Below are 1270 nucleotides of genomic sequence, written 5' to 3' on the forward strand. Positions count from 1 at the left end.
TGAGGTGGACCCAACCAGTTGGACAACCTGATGGTGTCCCTAAGCTATGATCCGGTTGTTTTCCTGGCTCAGGCTGCCAGAGATATGGGTTGCCCGTAGTACACCTCATCGGGCGTTTGGTAATCAAGGGTTTGGTGGTACCGGGTCTGATTGTAATGCCGGAAGTACCGGTGGAGCGCCTGCTTCAAGTGTCGGCCATCCTCGAAGGCAGTGAGGTAGACACACTCGTGTTTGACGCTGCGCCAGAGCCGTTCCACGAAGATGTTGTCGTGGTAGCAGCCCTTGCCGTCCATGCTGATCTGGATACCATGCTCCTTGAGAACACCTGTGAAGGCGTCACTGGTGAACTGGACACCCTGATCGGTGTTGAAGATCTCTGGCGTTCCATGGCGCTGTAAGGCCTCCTCCAGGGCATCAATACAGAAGTCTGTGCCCATGGTGTTGGAGACCCGCCAGGACAACACTTTGCGGCTGTACCAGTCGATAATGGCGACGAGGTACATGAAGCCCCGAGCCAACGGGATATAGCTGATGTCAGTCGCCCACGCCTGATTGGGGCGATCGACCTTCAGGTCCTTGAGCAGGTACGGATACACCTTGTGCCCGTCACCCGGAATACTGGTTCTGGGCCGTGGATACACCGCCTGGATGCCCATGGTGCGCATCAGGCGCTGAACCCGCTTCCGATTGATCCGGTAGCCCTGGTGTTGCAAGTGGACCCGCATCTTGCGGGAGCCATAGTACGGCGTTTCCAGATGCTGCTGGTCAATCAGGTACATCAGATCGAGATCCTCCTGACACTGTTCGCGAGGGACGTAGTACACCGACGAGCGGCTCAGTTTGAGCAGCTCGCACTGGCGCGAAAGGCTGACCTGGGGATGACCACGCTCGATCATCGCCAATCGACGTTGACGGCTTACTGATCGAGCTTGCGCGACAAAAAATCGCGTTCCACCGTCAGTCGGCCGATCTCGCGGTACAGCTCGTCTGTGCTGGGCTCATCGGATTGCTTGCCGGCCTTCTTCTTGCCCTCGAACAGGTCGGAAGCGTTCTCCAGCAGCTCGCGCTTCCAGGTGCTGACCATAGTGGGGTGGATCTGGAAGCGGGCAGCAATTTCGGACGTGGTCTGATCACCCTTGAGGGCGGCCAGGGCGACTTTGGACTTGAATGATGCGCTGTATTGCTTGCGTTTCTTGCTCATGATTCTCCTCCTTGTGGAGATGATGAATCAGAGCTTAGGCTCCTGTCCAAATTTCGGGGTCCACTTCAG

General features: G+C 57.0%; 1 protein-coding gene. It reads right to left on the reverse strand.

Going from position 1 to position 1270, the window contains the following annotated elements; translation table 11 throughout:
- Window positions 1–68: 68 nt before the first annotated feature.
- Window positions 69–1201, reverse strand: a protein-coding gene (locus tag BY454_RS16695) for an IS3 family transposase (protein ID WP_374953557.1) whose coding sequence is annotated in 2 segments (ribosomal slippage) — window positions 69–946 and window positions 946–1201 — 1134 coding nt in all. Because the reading frame shifts where the segments join, the coding sequence is not laid out codon by codon here.
- Between the last annotated feature and the right edge of the window lie 69 nt (window positions 1202–1270).

The organism is Marinobacter persicus (assembly GCF_002934325.1).
GTDB classification, from domain to species: domain Bacteria; phylum Pseudomonadota; class Gammaproteobacteria; order Pseudomonadales; family Oleiphilaceae; genus Marinobacter; species Marinobacter persicus_A.